This window comes from Amycolatopsis sp. SB7-3 (assembly GCF_041021335.1).
GTDB lineage: Bacteria > Actinomycetota > Actinomycetes > Mycobacteriales > Pseudonocardiaceae > Amycolatopsis > Amycolatopsis japonica.
The window spans coordinates 2,775,114-2,800,546 of sequence record NZ_JBFPJQ010000001.1 but is presented as its reverse complement, the minus strand read 5'-3'; the positions used below and the strand labels follow the sequence as shown (position 1 = coordinate 2,800,546).

Here is a 25,433-nt window from a genome sequence, read left to right as displayed (position 1 = left end):
TGAAGGACGCTTTCAGCCCTCCCCGCGTGCAGCGACGATCTCCGCCAGCGCCCGCACGATCACCGCTTCGGTGTTCTCCTTCGTGAGGCCGAGCCCCGTCAGCAAATCGTCGCCGAGTTCGAACAGGGCCAGCAGGATGTGCTCGGTGCCGATGTAGTTGTGCCCGAGCCGCAGTGACTCCCGCATGGTCAGCTCCAGCGCTTTCTTGGCCTGCGCGCCGAACGCCATCTTCGCCGCTTCCACCGGTTCGGCGGCGGGTTCCGGCAGCTTCGCCTCCGCGGCCTCGCGGACGGCTTCGAGAGTCACCTTCTGTGCCACGATCGCCCCGGCGGCGAGCGCGGCCGGTTCGGAGAGCAGCCCGAGGACCAGGTGCACGGGCTCGATCTGCGGGCTCTTCGCAGACACCGCGGCGTCCCGCGACGCGACGACGACGTGCCGCGCCCGGTCGGTGTAGCGGCTGAACACCTTCACCAGGTCTTCCAGCGACGAGCCGCTGGACTCGACGAAGCGCTTCTGCGCCGCTTGCTTGGAAACGCCCATGTTCTTGCCGATTTCGGTCCAGGACGCGCCGGAACGCCGCGCCTGGTCGACGAAGTGGCCGATCAGATGGTCGGCCACTTCGCCGAGGTGCTCGCCGAGGAAGACCGCGTCGGACAGCTGGCCGAGCACGTCGCCGTCGGGATGCTGCTGCTTGATGTGGGAGATGAGGTCGTCGAGCCGAACTGGATTCGTCATGCCGTCAACTTTAGGTTGACGCTCGCCAATCGTCAACCACGGGTTGACGCGAAGGTCGCCTTGAGATCGAAGCCGTTGGCCTCCAGCGTCTCGAATCGCGGCGCCGGATCCGCGGCGAACAGGCGGCGCGCGGCGATGTGGTCCGGCGGCCGGTTCACCGACTCGACCCCGGCGAGCACACCGTCACGGAACGACAGCACCGAGAACTTCCCGCCCTCCCGATCCCCGGTCACGACGGTCTTCTCCGCCCCGGTCAAGATCCCGGCGATCTGCAGTTTCGCGCCGAGCTGGTCGGTCCAGAACCACGGCAGGCTGTCGTAGGGCGCGGGTTCGCCGGCGATGACGGCGGCCACCGCCCGCGCCTGGTCGACGGCGTTCTGCACCGACTCCAGCCGCGTCGCCGTACCCGCCTGGACACAGGGGAAATTCGCGCAGTCCCCGACCGCCGAGATCTTCGGGTCGCTCGTGCGCAGGTGCTCGTCGACGACGACACCGTTCGCCACGGCGAGCCCCGCCCCTTCGGCCAGCCGTGTCCGCGGCTCGACCCCGACCCCGACCAGCACCAGATCGGCGGGCAGCAGGCTGCCGTCGCTCAGTTCCACCTCGGCCACCCGGCCCTCGCCACGCAGCGCGGCGACGCCCTTGCCGAGCAGGATCGTGTGGCCGGCCTCTTCGTGCAGAGCGGCGAAGTACGCCGAGACCTCCGGAGTCGCGACGCGGGCCATCAGCCTGTCCTGCGCCTCGACGATCGTCACGGGCCGCCCGGCGTGCGCGGCGAACTCCAGCCCGATGAACCCGCCCCCGACCACGACCACGTTCTCCGCGCTTTCCAGTGCGGCCCGCAGCACATCGGCCTCGTCCTTGGTGCGCAAGGTGAACACACCATCCAAAGTGGACCCGGGAACCGGCAGGACCCGGTTGACCGATCCTGTCGCCAGCACCAGATGGTCGTACTCGTGAGCGCTCCCGTCTTCGAGCACCACCTTCGCCGCGTCACGATCCACCGACGCGACGCGGCCCGGGATCAGCTCGATGTTCTTCTCCGCGAAGAAGTCTTCGGGCCGCAGACGCAGCTGGGCGTCGCCCGCGGTCCCGGCGAGATAGCCCTTCGACAACGGAGGCCGTTGGTACGGCAGCCCGGGTTCGTCACCGATCAGCACCACCCGCCCGCCGAACCCCTTGTCCCGCAGCGAGGTCGCCACCCCGAACCCGCTCTGCCCGGCCCCTACGACGAGGACGGTCTCCATCGGCGCTCCTTCCGTTGTGCCCGACCTCCATTCAACACAGCTCTGACCCTTTCGACACGTGATCCGCCCACGGCGGACGCGCTACGGTCATGCCCATGAGCCGTCCCGAGGTCCACCCGGTGGACGCCCGCCCGCCGCTGCCGAAGCTGACCTTGCTCGGCCTCCAGCACATGACGATCATGTACGCGGGCTCCGTGGCCGTCCCGCTCGTCGTGGGCAGCGCGCTGAAACTGGACGCGGCGACGATCGCGTTGCTGGTCAACGCGGATCTGCTGGTCGCGGGTATCGCGACACTGATTCAGGCGATCGGGATCGGGCGGATCTTCGGCATCCGGCTGCCGGTGGTGGCCGGCGCGACGTTCACCGTGGTCAACCCGATGATCATGATCGCGTCCCAGTACGGCATGCAGGCCGTCTACGGCGCGATGATCGCGTCGGGGGTGTTCGGCCTGCTCATCGCCAAACCCTTCGCGAAGATGATCCGGTTCTTCCCGCCGCTGGTTTCGGGCACGCTGCTCATGGTCATCGGCATCTCGCTCATCGGACCGGGCGTGGGCCTGATCGCCGGCCACGACACCGGATCGCCGGAGTACGCGAAGCCCGCCAACATCGCGCTGGCGTTCGGCGTGATCGCGGTGATCGTCCTGTTCACCCGGGTACTGCGCGGATTCGCGAGCCAGATCGGCCCGCTGCTGGCGCTGTTGATCGGCCTGGTCGCGGCGATCCCGATGGGACTGGTGAGCTTCAAGGGCATCGCCGACGCCGACTGGTTCGGCCTGGCGTCGCCGTTCCATTTCGGCCCGCCGACCTTCCCGATCGCGGCCGTGCTCTCGATGTGCGTCGTGATGCTGGTGACCTACACCGAATCCACCGCGGACCTGGTCGCCGTCGGCGAGATCACCGGCCGGCCGGCGACGGACTCCGACCTCGCGCGCGGTCTCGCCACCGATGGTCTCTCGGCCATCCTCGGCGGCGCGATGAACTCGTTCCCGGACACGGCTTTCGCGCAGAACGTCGGCCTCGTGCAGATGACCGGGGTGCGCAGCCGGTGGGTGGTCGCGATGGCGGGCGGCCTGCTCGTGCTGATGGGCCTGGTGCCGAAGGTCGGCGCCTTCGTCGCCGCCGTGCCGGAGCCGGTGATCGGCGCGGTCGCGGTGGTCATGTTCGCGATGGTCGCCGCGGTCGGCGTGCAGAACCTGAAGAAGGTGGAGTTCTCCGGCAACCACAACACCTTCATCGTCGCGGTGTCGGTCGGGGTGGGCCTGCTGCCCGCGTTCGCCACGAACCAGTTCGGGAATTCGATCTTCTTCCAGCACTTCCCCGCGTGGTTGCAGACCATCTGCGGCAGCCCGATCACGGTCGCCGCGATCGTCGCGTTCACCCTCAACCTGCTGTTCAACCACCTCGGCAAACGCCGGGACCCCGACCTACTGCAGGCGCCTTAACAGAAAAGCCACTTCGGCCACAGATTGCACTCTTCGGTCGGCGTCGTCGAGGGCGGCGGCGGAGTCGGGTTGGGCGGCTGCGGAACGACCGTGGACCCGGTGGTCCGCGGCGGATCCGCGGGCTCGTTCGACGAAGTCGGCGTGGCCGGGTCCGGCGAGTCGGACGTCTGCGCGGCCGAACTCGACGTACGGCGGCTGGACGTCGTCCTGCTGGGCCGCGTCGACGTCCCGCCGTCGCCGGTTTCGACCGTCTCGGTGGACGGAACGGCCGAAGTCGCGTCGGCTCCCCTGTTTTCCGAAGGCCGCTTCGGCATCTCGATGACGCTGATCGGGTTCGGCGCCGCATTCTGTTCCGGATCCGCGTCGAACCCGACGAGAACGGCGGCCGCACCGCAGGCGACGACCACGGCGATCACCACCGCGATAACTCTCCAGCGTGACTTTGCCCGTGACTCCTCGTGGTCGTCCCAGCCCTCACGAATAAGCAGGTCGGCGACCGAAACATCGTCGTCATCCACCAGCTGAAACCTTTCGCACCGGGAACGAGCGAGGAGTAGTTTTACCGCAACTCACCGCCGAATGGGTGAAGTTAACCAAAAATTATTCACCCGATGGAACACGCCAGCGTAGGCCAGTCACACAGCGTGTATTCATCTGCTCCCGCGCATATCGGCGGTGGCCCGCCTTCGGCTCGCGTATACAGCGCCCTCCGCGGGTGGTGTAATCGACGGTGCCAGCACCGGAAGAGGGGGTTCGGACGGATCATGGAGGCTGACGCCCTCGCCGTGCCCGGGGCCGGGAATTCCGGTCGTCCGGCAGGCGCGCCGCTCGGAAACGAGCCGCTCGGCGATCTCGGCCTCGCGGGCGACCACGCCGCCATCTGGTCGTACGACTTCGAGGCCGAGACCCTGTCCTGGCTGCCCGGACTGGAGAACCTCCTGGGCGGAGGCGCGCTCACCGAAGCCGAGATCGAGTCCAGGCTCGCCGATCTGGTGGCCCCGCTGACCGCCGGCACCCGCACCTCCCCGCCTTGGCGCGAGTTCGAACTCGAGCAGTCGTTCCGGAACCCGGCAGGCGAGATCCGCTGGGTCAGGCTGCGCGCCCGCACCATCGGCGACGACAACGGCTCGTCGGGACTGCTCGGCATCGCCACCGACGTGACCGACGTCCGCGAGAACCGGCAGGCCCTCGAAGATCTCACTGACCGTTACCGGCTTTTGGTCGAACTCAGCCCCGACGCGGTCTGTGTCCACGAAGCCGGCGTTGTCACCTACGTCAACCGAGCGGCCCTCACCGCGCTCGGCGCGTCCTCGACCGCCGAGCTGATCGGGCGGCCGATCATGGACTTCGTGGCCGACGAATCGCTTCCGGCCCTCCTGGACCGGATCGCGTCACTGCACCGCCAAGGCGCGTCGACCGTTCCCGCCGACACCGTCATGCTCCGCCTCGACGGCACGAAGTACCTGGTCCAGAGCATTTCCGTGCGCACGACCTGGGAAGGCAGGCCCGCGTTCCAGGTCATCATGCGCGACATCAGCGCGCAGAAGGCCGCCGAAGCGACGCTGCGCTACCAGGCCGCGCTGATCAGCCACGTCAGCGACGCGATCATCGCGACCAACGGCAGCGGCGTGGTGACCAGCTGGAACCCAGCCGCCGAGAACGTCTACGGCTGGACGGCGGGCGAGGCGATCGGCGGCACGGTGAGCGAGCTCGTCGGCGCCGCGCTCGACCCGGAAACGGTGCTGCGCCGGGGCGGCGTCATGCGGACGACCCACCGCCACCGCAACGGCTCGACACTGGCCATCCGCATCTCCGCCGCCGAGATGAACGACGGTTTCGTCCTGGTCTGCGCCGACGAAACGGCCCGCCGACGGGCAGAACAGCACTACAGCACGGTGGTCGCGTCGCTCGACGAAGGCGTGGTCGTGATCGGCCCTGGCGGGCTCATCGAATCGGCCAACCCCGCGGCGTGCCGGATCATCGGCGTCGACCACGACGACCTCATCGGTGTCCCGTGCGTGACGCTGGAGCTGTACGACGAACAGGGCCGCATCCCGCCCGCCCGGATGCCATCGGTGGTGACCCGGCGCACCGGGGCCACGCTGACCGGTCTCGTACTGCGGCTGCGGAGGCCGGCGGGCGACGACGTCTGGATCTCGCTGACCTCGCGGCTGCTGACCCCGGAAGACCCGTCGGTCCAGGCGGTGGTCGCCTCGTTCACCGACATCACCGAACGCCGCGCCATCGGCGAGCGGCTCGCCCACGAGGCGACGCACGACCCGCTCACCGAACTCGCGAACCGCACGCTGGTGCTGGACAGTCTCGCCGAGGCGCTGTCCGGCGCCGGCCGCGCCGAGCTGACCACGCTGCTGTTCATCGACCTCGACAAGTTCAAGGTGATCAACGATTCCCTCGGGCATTCCGTCGGCGACAAGGTGCTCCGTATCGCGGGCGAACGCCTGCGCCGGGGCATCGGCGAGAACGATCTCGTCGGCAGGCTCGGCGGCGACGAATTCGTCGTCGTCACCGCGGAGATCACCGAACCGGACGAGATCAAGGCGCTGGCGGAACATCTGCGTGAGGCACTGACCGAGCCGATCACCGTCAACGGCAGGCAGCTGCACATCGACGCCAGTATCGGCATCGTCACCGCGGCCAACGACGACACCCGGACCGCCGAAGATCTGCTGCGCGACGCGGATGTCGCGATGTACCAAGCGAAAACGCTCGGCCGGGCGCGTTACGAGTTCTTCGACGTCGAGCTGCGCGAGCGGATGCAGCGGCGGCTGCGCATGGAGCAGGACCTGCGCGAGGCCCTGCAGAACGAAGAACTCTGGACGGCGTATCAGCCGGTCGTGGACATCGAATCCGGCGAGATGGTCGCCGTGGAAGCGTTGCTGCGCTGGAAACATCCCGCGCACGGCACGATCTCGCCCGCCGAGTTCATCCCGCTGGCCGAGGAAAGCGACCTCATCAACCTGATCGGCAAGTACGTCCTGCGCACGACCACCCGCGAGATCGCCAGGCGGCGCGAGCAGCTCGGCATCGACCTGAACCTCAAGGTCAACCTGTCGGCCCGGCAGCTGGACGATCCGCATCTGGTGGCCGGGGTCCAGGACGCGCTGAAGACCACCGGCCTGCCGCCGCACGCGCTGACCCTCGAGGTCACCGAGAGCGCGCTGATGCGGGACCAGGCCGCGGCCGCCGAAGTCCTGACGTCGTTGCGCGATCTCGGTGTCTCGCTGGCGATCGACGATTTCGGCACCGGCTACTCGTCGCTCGCCCAGCTGCAACGGCTCCCGTTGGATACGCTCAAGATCGATCGCACCTTCGTCATCGGCATCGCGGAATCGCGGGACGCGGCCGCGATCGTCAAGAGCATCATCGCGATGGCGCACGCCGTCGACCTGATCGTCGTCGCCGAAGGTGTCGAAGACGAAGAGCAGCTCGCGGTCCTGCGTGAGCTGCACTGTGACCAGGCGCAGGGCTTCCATCTCGGTCGCCCCGCGCCGCCGGACGAACTTTTCGGAGCAGCTGGATGAGTGTCGAGATCAAAGCCGGAGAAGACCGCTACGACATCGTCGTGGACGGGAAACCCGCCGGGTTCCTGGAAACCCGCACGCGCACCGACGCGATCCTGTTCCTGCACACCGAAATCTCGGACGACTTCGCGGGCCAGGGCTTGGCGGGCAAGCTCGTGACCGCCGCGCTCGACGACGTCCGGGCGCAGGGCAGGTCCGTCCTGCCCTACTGCCCGTACGTGCGTTCCTTCATCGCGAAACACCGCGAGTACGAGGACCTCGTCCCCGAGGACAAGCGCGCCGAATTCGAGCTCTGACCCCTCAGCCCGAGTAGATCTTCAGCAGTTTCGCGAGCTCGTCCTCGGTGAGGACGACATCCAGTTCGCGCAGTGTCGCGTCGAGCCGCTCCGGCGGGATCTTGGTGGTCTCCTTGGTCCCGTCCGGACGTTCGACGATGAACTCCTCGCCGACCAGTTTGCGGCTGAGCCCTTCCTCCAGCCGCATGACCACCAGCTGGCCGGTGAACGGCGACCGCGGATGTGTCGACGTGTAGTGGTGGTAGACCTCGTAGTCGATCCGGTGCATCGGCGTGAGCGTGAAGGCGTGCAGGTCGGTCCAGTCTTCGCCTTCCTTCTTCTGCAGGCGCCACCAGTCTCCGTCGGCGACGAGCCGGTGCGGCCAGCCGGCCTGATCCACGACCGCGCCGTCGACCAGCGGCATCGGCACCAGCATCCCGGCGCCGAAGCCCACGTCGACCAGGTGCTGCACGCCGTCCGCCTCGACCGCGAGCGTCATATGCGTGTACGGGCCGTTCTTCTGCGGCTGCACGCGCGCGACCAGGCGGCGCACGGAATAGCCGAGTTGCTCGGCGGCCGCGGCGAAAAGGCTTCCGTGCTCGTAGCAATAGCCGCCACGACTACGGCCGACGAGTTTGCCGATCACGTCTTCGAGCGCGATTCCCTTGTGCTGCCCCAAAACGACATCGACGTTCTCGAACGGAACGGCGAGGATGTGCGCCTTCGCCAGTTCACGCAACGCTGCGGCCGAGGGCGTCGCGCGACTCTGACCGATCCGGCCGAGGTACGCGTCGAGGTCGAGGGTGCCGACGGTCCATTCGTCGACCTGCTCAGCTGTGATTGTCATGCCTCGAGATTGACACCTCCACCTAACTCGAAGTCAAGATCGGCCAACTGGTAACTGGCAACGGCCACCGACTTTCGTCACTTCCACGAACGAGTGACGATTGGCCACCCTTCCGGAGTGAACCGGTGAAACACACCGGTGTGGAAGGAGAAAGCAGATGAGGACTCGTTCCCTCGTCGCCGGTCTGCTGACCGGAGCGGCCGCCGTACTCGGGTTGGCGATGCCGGCTTCCGCCGCCGAACCGCCCTCGGGCGTTCAGCCGCTGATCGTGGGTGGTGTGGACGCGACCGAGACCTACACCTTCATGGCGTCCATGCAGACCAAGAGCGGTGACCACAACTGCGGCGCGTCGCTGATCGCGCCGGAGTGGCTGGTGACCGCCGCGCACTGCGTCGAGGGCGAGCAGCCGTCGAACTGGCAGTACCGCATCAACACCACCGACCACACCAAGGGCGGCGAGGTCGCCGAGGTCGACAAGTTCGTGGTCCACGAGAAGTACGACGGCTCCGGCCCGTACGACATCGCCCTGGTGCACCTGACCAAGGCCGCGGAGGCGGCGCCGATCGAGATCGGCCAGTCGCCGCAGGCGGGTACCGACGTGCGCGAGATCGGCTGGGGTCTGACCTGCCCCACGCGCGGTTGTGGTGAGGCACCGGTGGTCCTCCAGCAGCTCGACACCAAGATCGCCGAAGACTCCGGCTGTTCCGGCTCCGGGGCCTACGACGCGGAGAGCGAGCTGTGCATGGACAACCAGGGCGGCAAGGCCAGCGCCTGCTACGGCGACTCGGGCGGCCCCGCCGTCGTGAAGGCCGGCGACAAGTGGACACTGGTCGGCGCGACCAGCCGCGGCCAGACCGCCAGCTGCCCGGAGATGCCGGGCATCTACACCGACGTGACCGCGTTCACCGACTGGATCAAGCAGCAGACCGGCAAGTAGGACACCTAGGACACCGCACCGCGCGGTGGCGCCCGATGCTCCTGCGACATCGGACGCCACCGCGCATTGCCGTGCAATCGGCCCCAGGCATGAAAAAACCGCCTCGATGTGCATCGAGGCGGTTCTGAGAGCGGTGGCCAGGGCCGGGGTCGAACCGGCGACCTTCCGCTTTTCAGGCACAGACGTTTCCGCTGGTCACGGGGGTTGCACCAGTGTCGCGTGCAACCCCCGTGCAACATCACCGGCGAGCGCTGTTCGCGTGCTCCGCCCCCGGTATCACATGCGTGTACGGCTTCAGGGCGGCCAGTTCCTCGGGGCTCATCTGGTTAGCCGTCCGAAGTAGCGCGTTCCATTGCTCCTCGGCCCGCCCGTGCACGAGCTCCAGCAGGTGGTTAGCGAGATCTCCCAACTGGCGTACCCCTCCCTCGTCAGAGGACATGTACTTGACAAGTACATGGCCGACGCCTACGCCTTCTGCCGCCTGCTGCGGGAACAGCAGCACTCGAACCTCTTCGAAGGGGTTGACGCTGTGGGCAATGTGCTTATCTCGCATCTGTTTGAGGAACCGATGCCACTCGACTACCTCTCCTTGCAGCGGAAGCGATTCGACGTCGTTGTCACTAAGGAATGAACGCTTGCCATCAGAGAAACAACGCTTGTAAGCAACCAACGCGGCAGCCCACAATCCACGGATAACGATGCCACTGTCTCCTTGCGGATCGTCGCCCTTGGCCATCTCCTCAAGGATCCGAGCTGCGCATCGAGTCACAAACGCCAAGTCATCACATATGGAAATCAGGCTCGCGAAGTCTCGGGCCTCGGGAGTCCGAAGCTCCCGACCCTGTACAGGGATCCCATTGCCCTCCTCCTGTGCATCATTCACGAGTTACCTCCTGGTCGCGCACATTTCGCGCTGATTAGTGATTGATCGCAACACACTAATCAATGCTTCACGATGATCGTCTTAGGCAGCTTGGCAGCGTTCCCGTGCGCGGCGAGCTTGCTCAACTGGTCGGCTACCTCCCTATCCCGCCCTTCGACCGCGTGGAGATACCGGAGCGACGCAGCCGCCGACGCGTGCCCGAGCCGCTTCTTGAGGTCAGCCAGCGTCGCGCCCGCACTCGCCGCGAGCGTCTGCCCCGTGTGCCGCAGGTCGTGATAGCTCACGTCGACGCCGACCTTCACCCGCGCCCGGACGAACGCCTGATAGACCGCGTTCCCCCGCATCGGCTGCCCGTCCCTGCCGACGAAGAACCGATCCCGCCCCGCCCACTCCTTCATGTGATCCCGCAGGTACGGCATGACGTGCGGAGGGACCGACACCGGCCGACGCCCCGCATCCGTCTTGGGGTCCTTGTCGTACTTCTTCGGACTCTCCAGAAGCTCCACCCGGTTCTTCCGGACCCACACGACGCCGTCCACCAGGTCGACGTCAGCCGTCCGCAGGCCGCAGACCTCACCGCGACGAAGGCCGCACCAGGCCGCCAGCAGCACAGCCGCCCGGTAGCGAGGAGTGATCGCCTCGACAAGGTCGACGATCTGGCCGGGGGTGGCGATGCCCCGTTCCTTCGCCTTGTCCGAGCCCGCGCCGGGAATCTGGCAGGGGTTGATCACGATCGCCCCGTCCCTCTTGGCCGAGTTCATCACGGCACGGAGGAAGCGGTACGACTGCCCGATCGACGTCTTCCCGCCCTTCCCGAGCAGGGCCTTGGCGTACCAGCTCCGCACCACCGGCGGGGTGATCGCGATCAGCGGGAGGTCCAGCAGCTCAGTCATGTGAAGACGCATGTTCCGCCGACACGTCTCCTCCCACCTGTCCCCAATGTTCGGACTGTCGCGCAGGTAAGCACCCGCGTAGTTGCCGAACGTTTCTCGTCCTAGCTTGTCGTCCAGCCAGGCACCCTTGTTGATATCCGCCTCTACGCCGACCAGCCATCGATCAGCGTCGGTCCTGGTCCGGAACGTGTCCGGCGCGTACTGGCGCACTCCGTTCGGACCGAGGAACGACGCCTGAAACCGGCCGGAAGGCAGCTTCCGAACCGACCCGAACCGCCTCCGCTTCTTCGCCATCACGCCACCGCCCGACCAGCGGACCAGCTCACCCGTACCGGCTCGACGCGTCCCGCCATCACGAACGCATCCAGATCAGCGACCGCCAGCCGAACGTGAACGCCGACCTTGTGGAAAGCGATCCGCCGTTCCGCGATCAGCCGCCGCACGAACCGGACACCCGTGTTCAGGTACTCAGCCGCTTCATCGACTGTCAGATAGTTCTTCTCCACGTCTCCCCCTTCCTAGGCCGCTTGCCGAGTTGCCGAAGTTTCCGGACCTTCACCGGGTGGCCCCTGCGCCGCGAGTAGCGCCCGGTCGTACTCGGCCTTCCAGGTGATCCGTTCGGAGATGGCGCGCATTACGAGGTGGTCCCGTGGTGGGCAGTGGGTGTCTCCGGGTTCGACCTTGCGCCAGACGAACCGGTCCGGTTCGGGTTGTTCCTTTGTGATGCCGACAGCGGCCAGCGCGTCCAGGACGAAGCCCTTCCGGTCTGCCTTGTGATCGGCCACGGTCTTGCCCGACCACTTCCGCGACACCAGCACCCGCCGCCCCGGTAGCCCGAGCGTCGTTCGGCGGTGAGCGCGTCCCTTGCAGTGACCGGGGACGGTCTTTCCGTTGGCTCCCTTGGGATTGATGCCGTACAGCAGCCACACCGCGCACCGAGGCGAACACGGAGTCACCGCCAGCTCAGCATGAAGTCGGTCATGGTGATCCCGCTGTGCCGAGGTATCCGCGTCGACCACCTCACCCGTGGATTTCGTCAGGTACTTGGTGAGGTAGCCGATGTGGCGCCCGGATTCCTCGGTACCGCCCAAGATCCCTTTGGAGTGCACCTGACGGCCGAACGTGACGACGTGCGCCGGTTCCTCCACCGCCTCTTTCGCCTCATCGAAACCCGGCAGCGGCTGCCGAGTGTCGGGGTCCACGAACGTCCGGGAGTGCATGTCCCACAACGGTTCCCGGTCCGTGTAAACGATCTCGTCATGGTTGGGCCACCACACCTGGTGATAGGTGGCCTCCGTGACCATCCGGATAACCTCATGGGAGATGGACCCACGGAGGGCGGTGTGCAGGTGCGGAGCCGCCCGCCGTTGGGGTTCCACAGTGGCGAAGTACTGCACATCCCAGCCGACCACGCGCCGCAGGTTCTGCCACCACCTGTCCACCAGCGCCGAGAAGTGCACCGCGTCCCGAGCAGCCCGCCGGTAGTCGTACGTCGACGGGTTCACCGGCGAACCGTCCGACCGCACCGGGCCGTAGGTGTCGCAGGTGAGCGTGACGAACATCGACGGCCGGAACTTCCCCGCGAACTCACGGCCCACCGTGGTCTTGCTGACCTTGCGGCGTGGCAAGTTCGGCGCGTCCTGCCGCCGCTTGGTCGACCGCTTCACCGGACGCTTCTCCGGGACATCGAGGGCAGGCAGGCGACCCGTCATCCCGGACGCCCGCAGCTCCTCGTCCACCGAGGCGACCTCTGCCCGCAGCTCCTCCATTTCGACCTCATCACCGACCGCCAGCGCCTCCCGATAGGCCGCCGCCAGATCAGCCCGGAACGCCACCAGCTCCGTTTGCGTCTTCGACGGCACTTCCCGTTCGATGACGGGTTCCTCGGTCATGTGCCAGCCCTCACGGCACTGCGCCTGACGAAGCGCCTTTGCCTTGCGCGCACAGGGAAGGCACACCGATTCCACCGTCGACCCACAGGGCACCGGGACATAGCGGATCTCGCCGGTTTCGGTGTCTCCGACCTCCATCGTGAACGGCCGGACACACACGCCGTGCTTTTCCGCGGTGGCCTTCACGACCTCCGCTGAGAGCGCCCCGCGGGTTCGTCCATTCGTGGCCGGCGGGGAGGCCGAACCTGTTCCGACCTGCGAATCTGTCGTGGTCATGCCGTCCCCCTCTCGCCGCGCCGGTCTGACAGGTGGATGACCGAGGCACCGCCGTTGGTGACGTAGTGCTCCAGGTGCTTGATGGTCTGGTCCGGAACCCAACCGGCCCGCACGCGCAGCGGTTCGCGGATGCCCTCGCCCCAGACGTAGCCGACACCGGCCGCCGACTCCGGGATCCGGTTCGCCCAAGCCCCACGCTCATAGGCACCGTCCCCGAGGACCATCGGGACCTGACTCTTCGCGGTCACCCGCAGGCAGATACGGCGGGTGAACAGCTCCCGCACCGGAACCGTTTCCTTGGTCGGCTCCTGGACATAGCCCCGGACCGCGAACCCGAGCGCCCGCCCCTGCGTGGTCAGGATCGCGACCCGTTCCACGATCGCGTCACGGGTCTTGCGGTCGGTATAGCGGGTCAGAGCGCCGATCTCGTCGAACTCCAGCAGCTCCACCGGATACTCGGCCGAGACCGGGACCTGACGGGTGTTACCGGCGAAGACGCGCTTCCGGTTCTCCAGCTCCTCGATCAGCGCGTCGAGGACTTCCAAGGCTTCCTTTCCGGACACGCCGTAGCGGGCGAAGATCCCGCGCCCGTAGGCGAGTTCGACCGCCTTTGGGTCGATCCCGGACACGCGAATGAGACCGGCGCGGATCGGTGCCGCAGCCGACACCAGCGGAGCCCACAGGACCGAGCCCTTCCCCGACCCCGACGCACCAGCCACAAGCGTGTGCGCGCCACCACCAACCAGCGGCAGCGTCCACGGCGTGCCGTACTCCGTCGACCCCGCATAGACCGCCCGCAGATCCACCCCCGAGCCGTCCACGGAGACCATCTCCGGGACCGGCAGACACGTCACCGCTGCGTCGAGCAGATCCCGGCGCATGAAGTCGATGGACACCACATCCGGCTCAAGCTCCCGCACCTGGCACCGCGCAACCTTCCGCGCCACCGCCAGCTCTCGCGCGACCTCATCGAAGTCTTCCGGCTTCTGCCCAGGAACCAACCGGACCCGGACCTCATCCCAGGAAGGGCCGGAGCGGACCGACAGCAGTTTCGGCACCGTCACCCCGGACGCCTGACGCGCTTTCGCGACCGCCTCACGCTTGCGCCGACGAGACACCAGGTTCACCGTCACATCAACGGGAATCGCGTCATCCCGGACAGTCAGCCCGCAGGCGTGCAGCCAACCGGCCAGCTTCCGCCCGTAGAGCGCCCAGCGCAGCCACCACGCCCGCAGCCACCGCCCGCACCACTGGTCGTAGCCCACCTCGTCCAGCCGCCACCACACCAGCAGCATCGCCGCCAGCACGCCGACCGTGACGACGAGGGACACCCAGCCCAGCACCGCGCACCAGGCCCATAAACCCAGCAGCGCCAGGCAGGTACGCCAGTGTCCGATGAGTTGCCGAACAATCCAGCCGACCGCCCGCAGCAGACCCCACAGCGCCACACCGAGCACCGCCAACGCGGCCAGCGCCTCGAACACACTCGCCAGCACACGGCCGACCTTGGCCAGCACACACAACACCACCGCCAGGCCGCCACCCACGGCAAGGGTGGTCATGATCTCCTGCGTGTTCATCACCGACCACCCCGCAGACCAGCAGCGGGAACCACGATCGGCAGCGGCAGCATCCCCATGCACGGGGAGCATTTCTCCTCACCCGGCAGCAGCCGAGCGAACCGTTTGCATTCCGTACAGCGCGTTCGGGTGACCCCCGTTGACTCGCACTGTGTGCCGTCATTTATCTTCGTCATTGTTCACTGCTCCAGTGGACAGGCGCAGAACCGGAACAGGTTGGTAGCCAAGGGCCGGTTCTGCGTTTTAAGGGACACTTTTAGCCACGTGAGGACGCGTTTATCCGCCACACGTCCCCACGTGCGAAAATTTCGATATTCAGTTCTTACCTATCTGGTCAGTCCTGCGACCGAGCACGCTCCTTACGTTCGAACTCCCGAAGCGCGACCAACCACACGTGCTCGCGTGCGAGGTCTAGGCCATCCGCCAGGCGGACCGCTGTAGTCACCCTGGTCAACGACCGTTCGCCCCGCTCCAGTTGGCCGAGGTGCCGAGGGCTGATGCCGGATCGCGCGGCCAGTTGAGCTTGGGTCAGTCGCCGAAATCGACGTGCCCGCCGCAGCCATTGCGCCGCCGTCTTGCCGTCCAACATCGAGCCGTCGCCGTTGCCTCCCCATTCCTGCACGCTGCTAGGCATCCGATTTCTCCGCCTGAATCCTCGCGGCCAGTTCTTCCGCCTTGCCGTCCTCGTGCGCGACCCAGTACCGAATCTCGTGGTGATGAAAGCGGTCCACATCGGACACCGCGCGATACATTTTGGCGTTGGCCTGCCGCCATTTCAGCCACGTCGTCAGGCTTGCCCCTGGCAGCGGGCGAGTCGCTGCCGCAACGTCGTGCGCATCCTTGAGTGTTTGCGGCTCATTCCTGCCCGGAGTCGTCATCACAGGCCCCGGTCCGTGCGCGGCTTTCGAGCAGTGCCGCCAGTTCGTCCGCGCAATCGCGGAGTCGGCGAAGGAAGACGGCCCGGCTCAGCCAGTCGCCCCGATGTTCGGGAGGACGGATCGTCAGCGATCCCGCTGTGCCCGACAGCACCAGCGCCGGGGGCGACCCCGGACCCGAACCAGTTTCCTCCACCGTCACCTCGTCCCACGGGCTGATCACCCACGTTGGGCCGAACCCCTCCCGCATACTCGTCACCTCCCGCCTTGCGTTCCCACTGCCGTGCCTGGTCCTCGAAGGCTTGCGCGGCGGACCCCACGGCGGCGACCACCCACCACGGCAGGTCGGGATCACTGCCCAACGCTCGCCATGCCTGAGCGACCAACCGCGACGCCGCCGCCATCTCTCGCGCAACATCCGGATTCGCGCCCCGCGACCGTGCATCCACGTCCGCCGCGTCCCGATAGACGCGATACGCCGACTCCCACGCGGACACCTGCTTTTTCGACGTCACGACACCACTTCCCTCTAGAAGTCAGTGCCGTCACGCGGCCTTGGCCGAGGATTCACCCGCCGTCGACCGGGAAGCCTTCCCGCCCGCGCCACTTCCCGCCGTCTTGAATCCGGTAGCGCGGAACACGTAGGACAGGTACTTGTACTCACCCTGCCCGGCCACCTTCGGCTCAGCGGTCAACCCGTCCAGCTCCACCGGGCGCATACCCGGCATCACCTCACCCGTCGTGGGCACCGGTTGCACGTCGGCCAGCAGCGTGATCTCGAACGAAGCCCGCTTCGCCTTCGTCTCACCGGGGTCGGTCGCCATGAACTTCCACTGCCGCTTCCCGGTCACCTCGTCCACCCGCTGCCTCGTCGGCCGCCCCTGCGCCCTCTCCTCACGCGACTGATATTCGTTGTCCGGCGACACTTCGCCCACCATCACAAGACCCTGCGGAAACGCGTCATCGTGGTCAACGCTGAATCGGATGCCCTTTTCGATCGCCATGTCGTAGTGAACCTTCCCGCTTGTCGGATACGCCTTTACCGGCGTACCTACAACAATCGGCCAAATGAGTGTCCCGTCACGACACCGTCTAGGTCTCGCCTCACAGCGTCTCGCACTCACCTTGTCTCGTCTTGTCTCGTCTCCCGTGCTACGTTGGTCTCATGAGCCCCGACACCACAGCTCAGGAAGCCCGGCCGATCGTCCTCAAAGTCCTGCTCAGAGGACGACACTTGCAGAGCTACCGCGCGTTCTGCCGCGAGTACGACAAGGTGGCCGAAAAGGTCGACAAGAGCCTCAGGGGCAGCTTTCCCAGCAAAGCCCAGTTCTACCGATGGCTGTCCGGCGAACTTGTCGGCCTGCCTTACGCCGACCACTGCCGAATCCTCGAAGCAATGCTTCCCGGATGGCAAGCCGAACAACTCTTCGGGCCACACGAAGGCGGAATCGAGTTTGTACCCGAGCCGCCCCAGACAAGGGCGGAAACTCCTGCTCAAGAATCTCCCCCGCAGAGGATTCACGCAGAGGGAGCCCGAGCCGCCCCAGGAAACCAGGTCGGCGAAGAATTCGCCCTTGCGGTCCCCAGGGCTGAATTCGGCGATTCTACTATCGACGTCTTCTCACTACCGAACCCCCAGCCAGGTCGATTACTCGACTTGAATTGGGAAACATTCGGACTGGGGATCGAGCGACTCGGCAATCAGATCAAGAATCTCGGTAGCCGCCTCGACGTTGATATCTGCTTCGGCATCAACGAAGCAGGTTTGGTCATGGCAACTTTCCTTTCGTCGTCGCGATTTTCGCGATGCCCTATCGGTTACCTGCGATGCAACAAGGTTCGCGGCGGTATCGAGCTTGACGACGCTTCAGTGTTCCCCGAAGCCAAAGATCACCCGACTATCGTTCTGTGCGATTTCGAGGTGAAGCATTCCGACGCTATCGGATACCTTGAAAAGCAGGTTCGCGCTCGCTACCCGACTGCCGACCTGTATTTTGCCGTATTCGGAGCGATGACCAAGGGCGACGATCCCCGCGCCTACAGCTTCGACGACCTTGCAGGCGTGCACAACCTGCGAAAGGCAGACTTCTCCGCTATCTTCATCGCCGCGACCATGAGCCCTCCCGGCATTGAACCTCCGCTGGAACTGCGATAGATCACGAAGGTGGCCCACTCGATGAACCACGACCCCTCAATCCCCGACTTGGCCGCACACATCGCCGATCTGGTCAAGGGAATGATGCTCGAAATCCGGCCTCGTCTGGTGAATGCCGCCATCACTGGCAATCGCAGAGAACACGAGAACGTTCGCCATAGTGACAATTTTCTTTCGGACTTCGACCTGTGGATGCATCGACGCTACAAGGAAGCCATCGCCGAGCACCTGACGTCCTTCGTCTACGCATCAGAGGAAGCCGACCCGGAAGTGATCGGCCCAGACTCCGACCCCGATCTTTGCGTTCTTGTCGACCCCTTGGACACCAGCGAACTCGCGGTGCGTGGCCTTTACGGCTACACGCACATCATGGTCTACTCTCGCGCTCTCGCCAGGCCGATCGTTTCGGTGATCGGAGATATCTTCCACCACATTCAGCTCTACGTCGGCGCGCGAGACGACGAAGGCGTTGACCGGGCGTTCATGGTCACAGCCGACTCCACGAGGTACGTGCTCGACCAGCCCTCGCAAGCCAACCTCGCAGAAGCCCTGGTTACCAACTACTTGATGCGCCCAGATGCGCGGTTCGCTCCCCTTGCACAGCAGGAGGGATTCCTAGCCGCTCTCAGCGCACCGTCCGCCGGGGACAAGAAGAAGGGGCGCATCGGTGTCGACTTCGGTTCAGTGAGCTTGTGCCATGTGGCCGCTGGTCTGACCGACGCCACAGTCGAGTTCGCAAAGGGGTTCGCCATCTGGGACCTTGCGCCAGGCCACTACGTGCTTCATGCCGCAGGCGGAACCGTCGTCGATCTCCAGGGCAGACCGCTCTCCCTTGACTACAGCTTCGATTCGCTCGCTGACATCACCGCGGCGATGAACCCGCGCCAAAAGTTCGTTGCCGCCGGTAACGCCAGCCTTGCCGACGAGATCGTTAAGACGCTGCGCGTGTAGCTCACCCTGACGCCCCCGAGCGGCCGCCGAAGCGCAGACGAGTGAGTCCTGCCGAATTTGGCTCTATGGGATCAAGGCGCCGCCGTTGGCGGCGCGCGGGTCACCACCCGTCCGGCGGGCTACGCCCAGCAGGCGACGCCGGCCTCCCGCTCCGCTCCGGCAGGCGCCGCCGGGCGAGCCCGCCGCAGGGCAGCACCCGCAGCGCGCCGCCAACGACGACGGAGACCCAGGAGCCACACGGCGAGATCACCCGACCCACCCAGCCGACGCGCAGTGGTCACCAGGTGGTCCCTCGCTTCTCAGCGTCTAACACCGGCCCGCCCGCATCAAGGCGGGAAAGCGTGCCTTGACGCGACCGAACCGGCGCTAGAGATGGCAGGGGCGAGGGAAACGGGGCGAACAGGCACGCGAAGCCCTCAGCGAGCGACAGCAGCCCCGAGGCGTGCAACATACGTGCGACAAGCGGCGGCCAAAGCGGGTCAACCACGGTCAACAGTGGACAGAATCAAGATTGACCCCAGCCATGAAAAAACCGCCTTGACCTGGATCAAGGCGGTTCTGAGAGCGGTGGCCAGGGCCGGGGTCGAACCGGCGACCTTCCGCTTTTCAGGCGGACGCTCGTACCAACTGAGCTACCTGGCCGGGAACGCCGGCAAGGAGCCGAACGATCTTGCGACCCTGACGGGACTCGAACCCGCGACCTTCGCCGTGACAGGGCGACGCGCTAACCAACTGCGCCACAGGGCCTTGCATACTGCTTTGTAACTGTACTGCGTACTCCCAACGGGATTCGAACCCGCGTTGCCGCCTTGAAAGGGCGGAGTCCTAGGCCGCTGGACGATGGGAGCCCGGTTCGGTTTCGGCGAACCGACCGACCCGCGCTCTCCGGTGTCCCCGGGAGCGAACATAACTATAGGACACCCCTGTTTCGGCTCCCGCACAGGGGGTCCTCTAGTTGTTCACAGGGCTGGGACCTGCGAGAACGCGGCGAGTTCAGGATATCAGGGCCGAGGCGGCCCGAAGGGCTCCAAGACGGCGCAGAAGCTCCTTCTGCTCGTCGCCCGTCAGAGTGACGGCGAGGAGTTCGGCCACGCGCCGATCGGTCAGGTCCTCCGCCTGCCGCCACCGCTGCCGCAGATCGCCCTTCGCCTCCGCCGCGGCGATCAGCCCGTCGGCGGCCTCCTCGGACCACGCGGTGCGCAGGAGACGGCCACGGCCGCCCTCCGGATCCGCGACGACCGCCTCGGGCACCGTCAGGCCCACCGCGCGAAGGGCCGCGAAGTGGATGCCGCCACGGAACTCGCGGAAGACCATGAGCGCGAACGCCAGCCGCTCGACGTCGTCCGCCGGACGTTCGGCGCGTTGCCAGCCGGCGAACAACGCGAGACCGCTCGCGTCCGCGGCGTCCACGAGACGGAACAGCAGCTCCGCCGAACGGCCAGGGTCGTCGGCACCCGAAAGGTTGACGCGTCCCCAGTTCGCCGATGACCGCGAGTAGGCACGGACCGCGGAGGCCGCGTCGAGCGCCGCCGTCGCGGCCGGAAGAGCGAACTCGAAGAGCCAGGACGGGAAGATGCCGAACAGCTCCGAGACCACCTTCGGCGGCGGGTCGCCCAGCACCGCGGACCGGCCTCGGAGGTACAGCGACCGCGGAGACAGCCCCACCTCCGCCTCGGCCTCGGCGAGCTCCGGCGAGGTCATGAACTTCCCGCCCAGCACCTGCACCGGACCCCGGATCTCCCGCGCCACCACGATCGCCGCTTCGTCGGCCATGTCGCCACACCTTCCCGCCAGTTGTTTGATAACAGTGTTACACAACTGCCGGGAAGTCGTCGAGGACGAACGAAGGCCCGGTCGCGCGGCACACCCCGCGCGACCGGGCCTCGTGAACGAACGAACTCAGCGCTGGACGGGCGCCTGCCCGTCCTCGTCCAGCGTCAACCCCAGCATGTCCAGCAACTGGACACAGTCATCGACGCCCAGCGCCCCGTTGGCCACCGCCAGCCGGGCACGCCGCACCTGGTCGTCGGACACCCGCTGGGCATCCCCCTGACCCGTGCGCTGCGCCGGCAGACCACCGGCCAACGTCGTCGAGCTTCCCCCATCGGCACCTTCGTACCGAAGGAGGAACTGTCGCACTTCCACAGACCCACCCATGGTTCCTCCAGACGGCCAACGAACAGCTTGGCCGCGAGGCTAGCCAGAGCCGGCCGCGACACACAGCCCCCCGGAGAGTGAACCTGTCACCACGCTCCGCACAACGCAGAGCGATCACGCGCATCCCCGCGCCACATGAACCACAGGCGAACCAGAGGTGGCCGCCTGACCGGAATTCTGCCCGCGCCCACTCGCCCTTCTCAGGAAACCGTGCAACAATCGATTTGCTGACACACCCCCGGTCAGCGCCTGTGGAGATCCCCTCCGACCCCCGCGTTCCTCCCCCTGGCGCGGGGGTCGCTCCGTTTTCTGGGGGCCACCCCCAGACCCCAGGTTCCTTGCGGCGGCGGTTGGCAGCCCAGGCCCGGTTCCGTTGGTCTTTCCTCTTCCGGTTGCGGTTTGTGATCACGAGAAAAGGTTTTCCTGTCGGTGCTGGGCCATTCGAGACAAGAAAATGGGTGTGTCGTGGCTCACTGTGGTTGGTTTGCCGAGACCGAACCGTTATCGTGGCCCGGTGCCCCTTCCTTCCCTCAGCCGTCGTAGCGGCAGCCGCACGAACCTGAAGCCGGTCAACCCCGGTCGTCACCGCAACTCCCCCACCAAGGAGGCCGAAGCGGTCGTCGAAGACACGGAGCTCACCAGCTACCTTCGTGCCCTCGCCCCGGAAAACGACCCGGAGAGCACCGGCACCGGCAAGCGTTTCGGCGAAGCGCAGGTCTTCCAGCTGCGGATGAACCTCATAGCCTGCGAACAGCTCAAGGACGCCGCGGCCGAGCGCAACCTGTCGCCGCAGGCGCTGGCGCAGGAGTGGATCCTCGAACGTCTTTCGTGGGAGTCGCAGGCCAACTCGGCCCAGCAGCGCCGCCACGAGGAAGCCCACACCGACGAATTCCGCTTCGACGCCAACGCGTGGGAGCAGCCCGTCTCCCGCTGACCCGTCGCCCCGGAACGGAACAGCACAGCAGAAGACGCTTGAACAGCAAAGGGAAAAGCCCCCGGCGAGATCGCCGGGGGCTTTTCCGATCAGTCTGAGCAACGCCTGAAGGGCGGACTCAGATCGCGCGGACCTTCTGGGCCTGCGGGCCCTTCTGACCCTGACCGACCTCGAACTCCACTCGCTGGTTCTCCTCGAGCGTGCGGAAACCGCGACCCTCGATCTCCGAGTAGTGAACGAAGACGTCGCCCTCGCCGCCATCCTGCGCGATGAAGCCGAAGCCCTTCTCCGCGTTGAACCACTTCACAGTGCCTTGCGCCACCGCTGTACTCCTCGTTGCACATCCGCTTCGAGTGCCTCCGAAGCGACACCCAGACCGTCCCGGGCGGTTCCAACGAGTCGAGCGAAGAGCGCGTCACCGGCTCATGGCTCGCGTCAGAAGTTCCGCGAGTGTGAAGCCACGAACACGCAAAACGACGGCCTGATGGCAGCGTACCGGGATCTGGCCATATTTGAAGCCCGTGATCGGACTCTGGGCACCCCCAAGTACCAAGGTCACCGGAACGTCGTATACCGATCCCGCTTCTGTCGGACCCCCTCGCTAGCCTGTCGCCGCACGCCGACCTCAGGTCATCGCCGGACACGGACCGAAGTCGGCCATGCCCCGATCGTGAACTACGATCCACCCGATTGTGACTCGCATCACTCTCGATGGGATCAACTTACGGGGCTGTCCGGACGTCATGGTCGGTGTACAGGGGAGCAAAGGGGAAGCTTTGAGGTTCACGGAAACCGCGCGCCGCCGGGCGGCGATCGCGGCACTGGGGTTGGTGGCCGTTCTCACGCTGGGGGCGTGCAGCAGCGAGCCGACCGTGTCGGCCAGCGGGCCGGACGGCGGCGGGCCGATCAGCAGCGACACCGGCGGCAAGGCGCCCGCGCCGGCCAAAGTGACGTACGAGCCCGCCGCGGGTGCGCAGGACGTCGCGCCGGGCCAGCCCATCAAGGTCAGCGTCGCCGACGGCACGCTCGACCAGGTCGTGCTGACCAACCCCGACGGCAAGCAGGTCGCGGGGCAGCCGTCCGAGGACAAGAAGAGCTGGACGACCACCGAGCAGCTCGGCTACGGCAAGTCCTACACGTGGTCCGGCAAGGCCACCGGCACCGACGGCAAACCCGTCGAGATCGGCGGGGCCTTCACCACGGTCAAGCCGCGCAAGCAGGTGGGCGCGAACATCAACGTCTTCGACGGGCAGACGTACGGCATCGCCATGCCGATCACGCTGACGTTCCCGACCAAGGTCACCGACAAGGCCTCGGTCGAGAAGGCGCTGTCGGTCGAGACCACGCCGAAGACCGAGGGTTCCTGGGCCTGGGTCCACGACGACACTTCGGTGCACTGGCGGCCGAAGGCCTACTGGCAGCCCGGCACCACGGTGAAGTTCAACGCCAAGATCTACGGCGTCAAAATCGGCGAAGGCGTGTACGGCAAGGAAGACCGCTCGGCGAGCTTCACGATCGGCCGCTCGCAGATCGTCAAGGGCAACACCCAGACCCACCGGCTCCTGGTGATCCGCGACGGGCAGCAGATCGCGGACTACCCGGCCAGCTACGGCCTCGACGCCGACCCGGGCCGTGTCACGCCGAGCGGCACGCACGTGGTGATGTCCAAGCACGACACGTACTCGATGACCAACGAGCGCTACGACTACGAGAACATCGTCGTGCCGTCCGCGGTGCGGTTCTCGACCAACGGCGAGTTCATCCACGGCTATGCGCCTTCGATCTGGGCGCAGGGCAAGAAGAACATCTCGCACGGCTGCGTGAACCTGGCGCCGGCGAACGCCAAGGCGTACATGGACGGCGCCCTGGTCGGGGACCCGGTCGAGATCGAGGGCAGCACCCAGAAGATCAACCGCGCGCGTGACTACAGCGACTGGACCTACTCCTGGGAGGAGTGGTCCAAGCTCTCCGCTCTCGCGAGCTGAAGTACTTCCATGGAACCGGGCGGCCGGAGACCCACGGTGGTCTCCGGCCGTTCGTGCTTGGGCGAGGGACGCGTCTTCCGGGAGCGCGTCAGCGCGACGGGAAGACTTCACCCCGCGCGCCGCTCTTGGCCGGAGGCCACGGAAATGTTTTGCCGGGCGCCAGGGCTCTTACCGCCGCTGACCTGCGGTCGAGCGCCCGGCGAAATATTTCCGTCAGCGCGCGAAAAATCACTGCAACCTTGTTCCGGGCGGGACGCATGTCTAACGACGTAAGGCGCCGCGGCCAATGAGCGGCGCCCGGATCGAGGAGACACTCTTGCGTACTCGTATCGCTCTCACTCTTGGCGCGCTGCTGCTGGCGGGCGGCGCCGCCTTCGCGACCACGTCGCTGGCGTCGGCCGATCAGAGCGCGCCGTCGCCGACGGCCACTCAGGCGCCCCAGCCGCCGGCCAAGGAGCCCACCACCACGCGTCCGGCGGAGCCGCCCCGCGCCACCACCGCCCCGCCGCGGAGCGTCCCGCAGACCCCCGCCGTCGCCGCGCCGGGCGAGCACCGCGTGCCCAAGGCCGTTCCCGCCGGGCCGACCGGGGATCTGCACCTCCCCGCCATCGTCGAAGGAGCCGGTAACTAGGTGACGCCGAGCCGCTCGTCGAAGACCGGGACGGGCTCGCCGTGGGACGGCGAGTTCGCCCGGTACTTCGACGAGCGCGCGCACAGCCTGCGTGCCACCGCGTACCTCCTGTGCGGCGACTGGCATCAGGCCGAGGACATCACCCAGGCCGCGCTGCTGAAGCTGTACCTGGCCTGGCCGAGGCTCTCCCGGCACGACGCGCTCGACGGCTACGCGCGCAAGATCGTGCTGCGGACGTTCCTCTCCGAGCATCGGCGCGTCTGGCGCAAACGGGAGAAGCTCACGGACGCTCTTCCCGACGTCCCGGGCGAAAGCAACGGCACGGAACAGGAGATGCTGGTCAGGCACGCCCTGTCCGGCATCGCCCCGAAGCAGCGGGCCGTCCTTGTCCTGCGCTATTTCGAGGATCTCAGCGTCGAAGAGACGGCCACGGCGCTGGGCTGCAGCACCGGGAACGTGAAGAGCCAGGGCGCGCGGGGGCTGGCGACCCTGCGTAAACGGCTCGGTCCGCATTTCAGTGAACTGGCCTTGAGCGGAGCGCACGACGATGGGAGGTGAGGAGATGGACGAGGACATCAGAGGCGTGCTTTCGCACGGCGCGAGCGGTCCCCCGCTGGGCATCCGGGCGGCGGACATCATCGAGCGGGGTGGCCGGATCCGGCGACGACGCAAGCGGCTGGCCGTGGCGGGCAGTTCGCTGGCGACGATCGCGGTGATCGTGTTCGGCGCGATCGCCGTCGGCGGTCGCGGTGGTGAGGGGCCCGCGCCGGTCCAACCCGCCGGGCCGGGCCTGTCGACGATCGCCCCGGCACCGGTCTCCCCCGCCCCGGCCGAGTCGCCCCCGCGGGCGGAGGTCACTCCCGGAACGCCGGTTCCACCCTCTTCCGCGCCGATGACCGATCAGCCGCGTTCGACGCCGAAATCCCTCCCGCCCGGCCGTACGACGACGACCGGTCCCCATCGCGCGCCCACCCCGACGAAGCAGCCGAGCGAGCCTCCGACGACGGCCACGACCCGCTGATCTCGCGTCCGGAAAGTCCGATTCCCGAGGTGTGACCCAAAATAATCGGAAATTCTCTGACATCGGCTTCACCTGGTGGTTCGTCACCGTATTGGCGGAACGGCGCTCGCTCGACCGCTGCAAAACGCTGAACCCGCACGTTTGAACCCCTACGGTCGAGGGAACAAACCCT

The 25,433-nt window shown here is 66.7% G+C and carries 26 protein-coding genes and 3 tRNA genes; 11 read left to right on the top strand and 18 right to left on the bottom strand.

Going from position 1 to position 25,433, the window contains the following annotated elements:
- Positions 1-12: 12 nt before the first annotated feature.
- Positions 13-735: a Clp protease N-terminal domain-containing protein gene (locus tag AB8M46_RS13780; RefSeq protein ID WP_037333111.1), complete on the bottom strand. Its 723-nt coding sequence runs from the start codon at positions 733-735 to the stop codon at positions 13-15.
- 32 nt (positions 736-767) lie between these two features.
- Positions 768-1,982: an NAD(P)/FAD-dependent oxidoreductase gene (locus tag AB8M46_RS13775; RefSeq protein WP_378422162.1), complete on the bottom strand. Its 1,215-nt coding sequence runs from the start codon at positions 1,980-1,982 to the stop codon at positions 768-770.
- A 95-nt stretch (positions 1,983-2,077) separates the two neighbouring features.
- Between AB8M46_RS13775 and AB8M46_RS13770 the strand changes: the two genes are divergently transcribed.
- On the top strand, positions 2,078-3,427 hold the full coding sequence (locus AB8M46_RS13770) for a nucleobase:cation symporter-2 family protein (RefSeq protein ID WP_125731911.1): 1,350 nt from the start codon (positions 2,078-2,080) through the stop codon (positions 3,425-3,427).
- On the opposite strand, the gene AB8M46_RS13765 is transcribed toward AB8M46_RS13770, so the two are convergent.
- A complete protein-coding gene (locus AB8M46_RS13765; protein WP_394360431.1) occupies positions 3,424-3,945 on the bottom strand; it encodes a serine/threonine protein kinase in 522 nt (173 codons plus the stop codon). The genes AB8M46_RS13770 and AB8M46_RS13765 overlap by 4 nt on opposite strands.
- A gap of 246 nt (positions 3,946-4,191) precedes the next feature.
- On the opposite strand from AB8M46_RS13765, the gene AB8M46_RS13760 reads away from it, so the two are divergent.
- Positions 4,192-6,969, top strand: coding sequence for an EAL domain-containing protein (locus tag AB8M46_RS13760; RefSeq protein WP_394360430.1), 2,778 nt, complete (start codon positions 4,192-4,194; stop codon positions 6,967-6,969).
- Entirely contained in the window at positions 6,966-7,265 is a 300-nt protein-coding gene (locus AB8M46_RS13755) for a GNAT family N-acetyltransferase (RefSeq protein WP_350593400.1), read from the top strand. The genes AB8M46_RS13760 and AB8M46_RS13755 overlap by 4 nt, the downstream gene beginning before the upstream one ends.
- A gap of 4 nt (positions 7,266-7,269) precedes the next feature.
- On the opposite strand, the gene AB8M46_RS13750 is transcribed toward AB8M46_RS13755, so the two are convergent.
- The gene (locus AB8M46_RS13750) at positions 7,270-8,091 is read right to left on the bottom strand and encodes an arylamine N-acetyltransferase (protein ID WP_394360429.1); all 822 of its coding nucleotides are present in this window, start codon (positions 8,089-8,091) and stop codon (positions 7,270-7,272) included.
- Between the two features lie 157 nt (positions 8,092-8,248).
- Here AB8M46_RS13750 and AB8M46_RS13745 point away from each other — a divergent pair, with 157 nt between their 5' ends.
- Positions 8,249-9,028 carry a trypsin-like serine protease gene (locus AB8M46_RS13745; protein WP_037333125.1) on the top strand — a complete coding sequence of 260 codons (780 nt, stop codon included), beginning with the start codon at positions 8,249-8,251 and terminating at the stop codon, positions 9,026-9,028.
- A gap of 238 nt (positions 9,029-9,266) precedes the next feature.
- On the opposite strand, the gene AB8M46_RS13740 is transcribed toward AB8M46_RS13745, so the two are convergent.
- The 8 genes from AB8M46_RS13740 to AB8M46_RS13705 form a co-directional block, all read right to left on the bottom strand.
- Positions 9,267-9,764 carry a hypothetical protein gene (locus tag AB8M46_RS13740; RefSeq protein WP_394360428.1) on the bottom strand — a complete coding sequence of 166 codons (498 nt, stop codon included), beginning with the start codon at positions 9,762-9,764 and terminating at the stop codon, positions 9,267-9,269.
- 206 nt (positions 9,765-9,970) lie between these two features.
- Entirely contained in the window at positions 9,971-10,804 is an 834-nt protein-coding gene (locus tag AB8M46_RS13735; protein WP_394360427.1) for a tyrosine-type recombinase/integrase, read from the bottom strand.
- 293 nt (positions 10,805-11,097) lie between these two features.
- Complete coding sequence (locus AB8M46_RS13730) at positions 11,098-11,310, bottom strand: helix-turn-helix domain-containing protein (RefSeq protein WP_037333131.1); 213 nt, start codon at positions 11,308-11,310, stop codon at positions 11,098-11,100.
- Between the two features lie 12 nt (positions 11,311-11,322).
- A complete protein-coding gene (locus tag AB8M46_RS13725; RefSeq protein WP_394360426.1) occupies positions 11,323-12,972 on the bottom strand; it encodes a replication initiator in 1,650 nt (549 codons plus the stop codon).
- A complete protein-coding gene (locus AB8M46_RS13720) occupies positions 12,969-14,552 on the bottom strand; it encodes an FtsK/SpoIIIE domain-containing protein (protein WP_394360425.1) in 1,584 nt (527 codons plus the stop codon). The genes AB8M46_RS13725 and AB8M46_RS13720 overlap by 4 nt, the downstream gene beginning before the upstream one ends.
- Positions 14,553-14,886: 334 nt before the next feature.
- Positions 14,887-15,141, bottom strand: a complete 255-nt coding sequence (locus tag AB8M46_RS13715) for a helix-turn-helix domain-containing protein (protein WP_394360890.1) — start codon at positions 15,139-15,141, stop codon at positions 14,887-14,889.
- A gap of 37 nt (positions 15,142-15,178) precedes the next feature.
- Positions 15,179-15,430, bottom strand: coding sequence for an AMED_5909 family protein (locus AB8M46_RS13710; RefSeq protein ID WP_394360424.1), 252 nt, complete (start codon positions 15,428-15,430; stop codon positions 15,179-15,181).
- A gap of 542 nt (positions 15,431-15,972) precedes the next feature.
- Positions 15,973-16,431: a hypothetical protein gene (locus tag AB8M46_RS13705; RefSeq protein WP_394360423.1), complete on the bottom strand. Its 459-nt coding sequence runs from the start codon at positions 16,429-16,431 to the stop codon at positions 15,973-15,975.
- 161 nt (positions 16,432-16,592) lie between these two features.
- On the opposite strand from AB8M46_RS13705, the gene AB8M46_RS13700 reads away from it, so the two are divergent.
- Both AB8M46_RS13700 and AB8M46_RS13695 read left to right on the top strand, forming a co-directional pair.
- Positions 16,593-17,582 (top strand): hypothetical protein, encoded by a 990-nt coding sequence (locus tag AB8M46_RS13700; RefSeq protein WP_394360422.1) that lies wholly within the window; start codon positions 16,593-16,595, stop codon positions 17,580-17,582.
- A 21-nt stretch (positions 17,583-17,603) separates the two neighbouring features.
- Entirely contained in the window at positions 17,604-18,533 is a 930-nt protein-coding gene (locus tag AB8M46_RS13695) for an inositol monophosphatase family protein (RefSeq protein ID WP_394360421.1), read from the top strand.
- Between the two features lie 568 nt (positions 18,534-19,101).
- Here the strand turns inward: AB8M46_RS13695 and AB8M46_RS13690 are convergent.
- The 5 genes from AB8M46_RS13690 to AB8M46_RS13670 form a co-directional block, all read right to left on the bottom strand.
- Positions 19,102-19,175: transfer RNA gene (locus tag AB8M46_RS13690), tRNA-Phe, on the bottom strand.
- Positions 19,176-19,206: 31 nt separating this feature from the next.
- A tRNA-Asp gene (locus AB8M46_RS13685) sits at positions 19,207-19,280 on the bottom strand.
- Positions 19,281-19,308: 28 nt separating this feature from the next.
- A tRNA-Glu gene (locus AB8M46_RS13680) sits at positions 19,309-19,381 on the bottom strand.
- Positions 19,382-19,526: 145 nt separating this feature from the next.
- Positions 19,527-20,306 carry a hypothetical protein gene (locus AB8M46_RS13675; RefSeq protein WP_394360420.1) on the bottom strand — a complete coding sequence of 260 codons (780 nt, stop codon included), beginning with the start codon at positions 20,304-20,306 and terminating at the stop codon, positions 19,527-19,529.
- Positions 20,307-20,432: 126 nt separating this feature from the next.
- The gene (locus tag AB8M46_RS13670) at positions 20,433-20,690 is read right to left on the bottom strand and encodes a hypothetical protein (protein WP_020633070.1); all 258 of its coding nucleotides are present in this window, start codon (positions 20,688-20,690) and stop codon (positions 20,433-20,435) included.
- Between the two features lie 514 nt (positions 20,691-21,204).
- On the opposite strand from AB8M46_RS13670, the gene AB8M46_RS13665 reads away from it, so the two are divergent.
- Entirely contained in the window at positions 21,205-21,624 is a 420-nt protein-coding gene (locus AB8M46_RS13665; protein ID WP_378422155.1) for a hypothetical protein, read from the top strand.
- 118 nt (positions 21,625-21,742) lie between these two features.
- Here AB8M46_RS13665 and AB8M46_RS13660 read toward each other — a convergent pair whose 3' ends face one another.
- On the bottom strand, positions 21,743-21,946 hold the full coding sequence (locus AB8M46_RS13660) for a cold-shock protein (protein WP_003097368.1): 204 nt from the start codon (positions 21,944-21,946) through the stop codon (positions 21,743-21,745).
- Positions 21,947-22,367: 421 nt separating this feature from the next.
- On the opposite strand from AB8M46_RS13660, the gene AB8M46_RS13655 reads away from it, so the two are divergent.
- The 4 genes from AB8M46_RS13655 (at position 22,368) to AB8M46_RS13640 (ending at position 25,261) form a co-directional block, all read left to right on the top strand.
- Positions 22,368-23,609: an Ig-like domain-containing protein gene (locus tag AB8M46_RS13655; RefSeq protein WP_394360419.1), complete on the top strand. Its 1,242-nt coding sequence runs from the start codon at positions 22,368-22,370 to the stop codon at positions 23,607-23,609.
- 286 nt (positions 23,610-23,895) lie between these two features.
- Positions 23,896-24,240 carry a hypothetical protein gene (locus AB8M46_RS13650; RefSeq protein ID WP_037333150.1) on the top strand — a complete coding sequence of 115 codons (345 nt, stop codon included), beginning with the start codon at positions 23,896-23,898 and terminating at the stop codon, positions 24,238-24,240.
- Positions 24,241-24,798: a SigE family RNA polymerase sigma factor gene (locus AB8M46_RS13645; protein WP_037333152.1), complete on the top strand. Its 558-nt coding sequence runs from the start codon at positions 24,241-24,243 to the stop codon at positions 24,796-24,798.
- A gap of 4 nt (positions 24,799-24,802) precedes the next feature.
- Positions 24,803-25,261: a hypothetical protein gene (locus AB8M46_RS13640; protein ID WP_235213187.1), complete on the top strand. Its 459-nt coding sequence runs from the start codon at positions 24,803-24,805 to the stop codon at positions 25,259-25,261.
- Positions 25,262-25,433 lie beyond the last annotated feature (172 nt).